This is a genomic window from Burkholderia sp. Bp8986 (assembly GCF_003854225.1).
Classification (GTDB): Bacteria; Pseudomonadota; Gammaproteobacteria; order Burkholderiales; family Burkholderiaceae; genus Burkholderia.
On sequence record NZ_QTQM01000092.1, the window covers coordinates 1 to 5176 of the forward strand.

Sequence of the window (5176 nt, forward strand, 5' to 3'; positions counted from 1 at the left end):
CATCGAAGTATGAGCAGAGTGAACGAATTGGCCTGCAACAACGGTGGCAAGTCTCGGCATCCACGTTACGGACGGCGCCGGGATATCCCGGCCAAACCCCTATCAGCGATCACCAGCCACCCACCAGGCCCGGTGACAACCCCTCCGGATCATGACTGCCACTGGGGGCGAGAATCATGCCGGGCCTGGCTGGCCAAAGCCCCAATTATCGGGGCGTGAAGATAGTAACGGGGCGCTCATTCCATTTGCTGGTTTTTAGCTTATTCAACACCACCATTCAGGAGATCGCTCAACTCCGATAATGAAACCTGCGTCCCGTTCAAGCCCCATTGCGGCTGCTTTTCGAGAAGACGGGTACTGAGTACGCTGGCCAAGAACTTCTGACGCCAGCCCTCCTGTTTTGTCAGCCTTGCCACATGCGCTTCGAGTTGCTGGCTCCGTGGCCAGAACGCATAGTTTTCGTCATCAAGAAATCTCTCAATGAAGTCGCCTATAGCGTCAATAAACGTCACTTTACCGGCGCGAGAAAATCGGTATGTTCCGTCCGCGGGATCTACTATCGAAAATATGTATTGCTTGCCTTTGTAGGTAAGTGCGCAGATCCCGTTTGAGCTCGCCGCAAATTCCCCGTCAAGATCCGCTATCTGAATTTTCCGGATAGAATCAACGTTCACTGCACTCACCTCCGCCAAATGAAATTTCCGCCCGAGTGTCCTTGCAGCGCAAGGCTGGGTCGCTCACTGGATTGCCACCCGCTTCCGGTCCATCAAGCCTGTTACGCCAACTCGAACAGCTGCCTGGTAATAGCCAACATCTGTTCAACGGATCGTGTCTGTACAATCGGTTGCGCCCCCTGCCGATCGTCACAGGTGGTGGGTGGAAGTTGAGCTTCGGGGCATGGCGCAAGCCCAAGCTGCTGATCGGCGCCGATGGGCCGGTCTCCAGGACATTCCATATGCCATTCATCGTCAATCATGAATCTGCATTTATCGAAAGTCGTGCCACGGGTCCGGAAACGATAAATTTTCAGGTTCGAACGCCAACCGATTCGTCGGTCCCGTACCCGAAAAACCGAACTCTATTGCCATAACGTCTCCCATCGATGCCGAGCGAATCAGTTCAAACATGCTGCACGACTGTGTGCCAAAAAGAATTGGCGAAAAAAGTGCCGTTGTTGCATAGCAGGCTCAATAACAAAGCGAGATCGCTTCTGCGGCTTGCCAGGCCGAATGAACGACAGCGTGACACCGGTTTCGTAGGCCCATGCACCCAGCACCTTACCAGCGAACTCCGGCCCGGAGCCGACCATGATGGAGCGGGTAAGCCTCGCATCTCCTTGAGCCGCTCGAGCACTTGCTGCACTCGTAAGCCCGGCAGCGAAATCGACCTCGATGCGTGTGTATGAGTGACCACAGCTCGTCGCCTATCAGTTCTTGCGGCATCGCCTGCTGTCAGGAAAAACAAGACAGAAAGTTAACACCCTCTCCGGAAATACCATCGAACCGCGCAACTGATGACGACACGCAAGCGGGGGCCGCGACAAAGCGATTTCGGTTTGTTCATCACCTTATGCTACCGCCACCTGCCCACCAACCTGACACTGCTTACGCGAAGCCCCGACGCACGTCACAACAGCATCACGTTAAAGTGGATCAAGCAGGCGCTTAATCCCGCCTGATTGCCACATCCATCTCCGTCGTCATGCCGCCCGCTGCCTTGCTTTCATCGCGCCAGCATACCGGACCCCGTTACTGCGACAGAACCGTGTCAGAAGGGGCGGATACGATAACCGTTCGAGTCCCCGGCGCTGACAAAGTCATCATAGGCGGGGAGATGTGCGCGCTCTGCAATACGCCGATCAAACGAGACCCCAGTGTCATAATACACTTGACCGATATGGCTATTTGCATAGACCTGCTGGGCCCAGGTACTGTCTGCGCCTATCATGTTGTTCATAACGACCCAATTTGACGCGCTGCGCGACATGCCGCTGACAGCCCCGGTGATGTCGTTTTGTCCATTGGTGATTGGCGCAACGAATGCCTTCGCATCGGCAACCATGGTGTCGGCATATTGGGAAAGATCCTGATTTTGTCCATCGGTAAGCACAACAATCACCTTTCCGGAAAGGGTCATTGCAGTCGGCCAATCTTTGCCAACAATGCTAGTCTGAATTGGCGAGATGAGATTGTTTCCGGGGTAGATGTAGTTAACGAGATCACGAGGCGTAAAAAGCGTGTTCAAAAAGATTCGACCAAGCAATTCGTCAAAATCTTTGGGCGTACGCTGTGCGCTTTCCTTCGACCACCCCTGTTCCTTGTGGATGATGATCGTGATTGGAAAATGCTGAGGATTCTTGTCGCTCCACCCTTTAATATCCTTGAGGCAAGCTTCGAGGTCGTTTGTACCTGCGCCATCGCCGGTGCAGTTGTTGTCATTGCCTGACGCAACAATCTCTTCAGGACGTACGAACCAGTGCTTCGCGCTCCCCCCAGAGGATCCATTGCGCTGGTCCCAAACGTCCAGATGGACTGCCCGAATACTGTCGAATACAGTAGTGAATGTCGGCGCATTGCGCTTTTGATAGCAGCTCTCACACGCGACCTGAGAAATTCTGTTGAATGGTGTGTCCCGGCTGGACGGCGCAATGAATGGCGCATCGAAATTTTCCGCAAGTGCAGTTGCACATAAGGCCATGTTGCTTACTAGACCCATCATGATGAAAATAAGAATTCGCTTCATAAAAAACTGTCCCGTTTAGATGGTTTTAAGGTTGTGCTTCTTTGTATGGAATTCGACTCAAACGCTATCCGGAAAAATGCGGCATCGAGCCGATGTGATTCAGGATAGAGATAAGGTTCCTGATTTCCGGAAACGTCTGATCGAGATTAAGGATCCGGTCTGTTGATCGTATTTTTTGCCATGGCACCAAGCTCTCGTTATGAGTGGCCCCATCAAGAGAATCCAGCTGCAAAATTCATGAATGACGGCCTCCACCCGCTTTAGATTCTCCGCGTGAGGCTAGTTATCTCTGACGTGCAGGCCGCGGAAATGGGCGACAGCCAGCACTTCGGGAAAGTTCACAGTCTGCATCATATTGACAGGGTTAATCTTCCGGAAAACACCTGAATCTGATGGTTGCGTACATTGTCTTCCGAAGCACCGTCAGATCTCTCGAACGCGCAAATCGACAACCGCGCAGCTGTCGCTGTTGCTCGAGGGCTTCGATTGGGGACGTAAACTGGTCTCATGGAATCAACCTCGACCGCGCTGCCCGACGACATCAATGCTCTGAAAGCCATGCTGCTTGAGCGTGATGCCCAGGTTGCTGAGCGGCCAAAGCAGCTCTCGTTGCGGGCGCCAGAAATCGGGTATCTGAAGCTCACGATCGCGGAACTGCGCCGAATGCAGTTCAGCCGGAAGTCCGAGAAGCTGGATCGCCAGATCAAACAGCTCGAATTGCGGCTGGATGACCGGGTGGCCGATGAAGGCGCTGCCGAAGTGGCAGCCGCTCCCGTGGCGACGCGGCCGCGCCGCGAAGGTATGGCCCGCAAGCCACTGCCCGACCACCTTAAGCGCGAAGAGCATGTCCATCTGCTCGCTGACGATGACTGCCCCGATTGCGGCGGGCGACTCAAGCCTTTGGGCGAAGACTTCGCAGAACAACTCGAGTATGCGCGGGCGCACTTCCGCGTGATCTGTCATCGTTGACCAACGCGGGCCTTCGTATGTTGCGATCACATCGCGCAAGCAGCACCGAGCCGCCCGATCGACCGCGGCATCCCGGGCCCGGTACTGCTCGCGCACATCACCGTTTCGAAGTTCGCATACCACATTCCGCTGCACCGCCAGGCGGTCAGGCGATCCTGAAAGATGGCAAAGCAGGTTGGACCGCGCAACGGCGTTGTTGCATAAATCAGGCGTGAGGACGAAGTGAAGCCATTGTTCGTGATGTCAGGCAATGCGGACGGACAGCGGGCGGGCGAGCTCAGTCATAAGGTTGAGCACGCCCACGCGAATCGCGACCTCGGTCGCCTGCGAGTCAGTGCGACGCGCCCACAAGCAAGGGCCCGTGAGGGTCTTGAATCGGTATATCGCGTTCTCGGCGAGCGAGCGGCGGTGATAGCCGAAACTCTTCTTCCATTCCCGGCGGCCGAGTTGGGCATCCCGGGGCCGGCGCTGCTCGCCCACATCGTCGTGTCGAAGTTCGCGTATTACCTCCCGCTGCACCGGCAGGCGGTGATGTACGCGCGCGACGGCGTCGAGATCGATCCCGGCGCGATGGGCTACTGGATGGGTAGCATCACGGCGCTGCTCGCACCGTTGGTCGACGCCGTGCGCCACTACACGCTGGCCTGCGGTAAGGTGCATGCGGACGGCACTCCGCTGCCGGCGCCGGGCAACGGTCGCACGAAGACAGGACGTCTGTGGGTCTACGTGCGTGATGATCGGCCGAGTGGCTCCAACGAACCGCCGACGGCCTGGTTCGCCTACACGTCCGATCGCCGGGGTGAGCATCCGCAGCAACATCTCGCTGACTTCTCCGGTGTGCTCCAGGCTGACGCGTTCGCTGGCTATGCCGAGCCGTATCTCGACGGCCGGGTCCAGGAAGCTGCTGCATGGCACACGCGCATCGCAAGATCTGCATGACCCTGCCCCGATTCTACGTACAGCAAGAAGTTTGATAACTTTTTGACTGTATGGAGAAGAACATGGCAGAGAACGTGGTACCGAGACGGCAGTACACGAAGGAATTCAAGGTAGAGGCGGTGCGGCTCGCTGAGGGCGTCGGTCAGCATGAAGCCGCTCGCAGGCTGGGGGTGCCGGTGGCGACGCTGGGTAACTGGTGCCGTGATCAGCGCGATGGCAGTGCGCAGGCCGCAGCGGGGCCGGTGCCCAGTACGCCGAGCTCAAGTCGTCGCCCGGTCAGCGACCTGGAGGCCGAGAACAGTCGTCTGCGTAAGGAGTTGGCCAGCGCGAAGCTGGATATCAAAATTCTTCGAAAGGCGACGGCGTACTTCGCGAAGGGGGCGCGGTGAGGTACGCCTGGATCGACGCATATCGCGACCAGTACAGCGTGAGCCTGCGTATTTCGGCGAACGTGATCAGTGGTTCCGATTGATGGTGATCGGTCGTTTCGGTCGAAGGTGATCGCTGATCACCGGTTTCCGAAACG

General features: G+C 56.7%; 2 protein-coding genes and 4 pseudogenes. 3 read left to right on the forward strand and 3 right to left on the reverse strand.

Annotated elements, in window-relative coordinates:
• Positions 1-260: 260 nt before the first annotated feature.
• Positions 261-674: a hypothetical protein gene (locus tag DID99_RS35650; protein ID WP_124668647.1), complete on the reverse strand. Its 414-nt coding sequence runs from the start codon at positions 672-674 to the stop codon at positions 261-263.
• Positions 675-1767: 1093 nt separating this feature from the next.
• The gene (locus DID99_RS35655) at positions 1768-2742 is read right to left on the reverse strand and encodes a Ca2+-dependent phosphoinositide-specific phospholipase C (protein ID WP_124668648.1); all 975 of its coding nucleotides are present in this window, start codon (positions 2740-2742) and stop codon (positions 1768-1770) included.
• A gap of 507 nt (positions 2743-3249) precedes the next feature.
• Here DID99_RS35655 and DID99_RS35660 point away from each other — a divergent pair.
• Positions 3250-3858, forward strand: a pseudogene (locus DID99_RS35660) (IS66 family transposase zinc-finger binding domain-containing protein); the annotation flags it as partial.
• A 96-nt stretch (positions 3859-3954) separates the two neighbouring features.
• Here the strand turns inward: DID99_RS35660 and DID99_RS35665 are convergent.
• Positions 3955-4164: pseudogene (locus DID99_RS35665) on the reverse strand (IS5/IS1182 family transposase); the annotation flags it as partial.
• Between DID99_RS35665 and DID99_RS35670 the strand changes: the two are divergent.
• Together DID99_RS35670 and DID99_RS35675 are read left to right on the forward strand one after the other, a co-directional pair.
• Positions 4159-4643 (forward strand): annotated as a pseudogene (locus tag DID99_RS35670) (IS66 family transposase); the annotation flags it as partial. The pseudogenes DID99_RS35665 and DID99_RS35670 sit on opposite strands and share 6 nt — an antisense overlap.
• Positions 4644-4700: 57 nt before the next feature.
• Positions 4701-5083 (forward strand): annotated as a pseudogene (locus DID99_RS35675) (transposase); the annotation flags it as partial.
• Between the last annotated feature and the right edge of the window lie 93 nt (positions 5084-5176).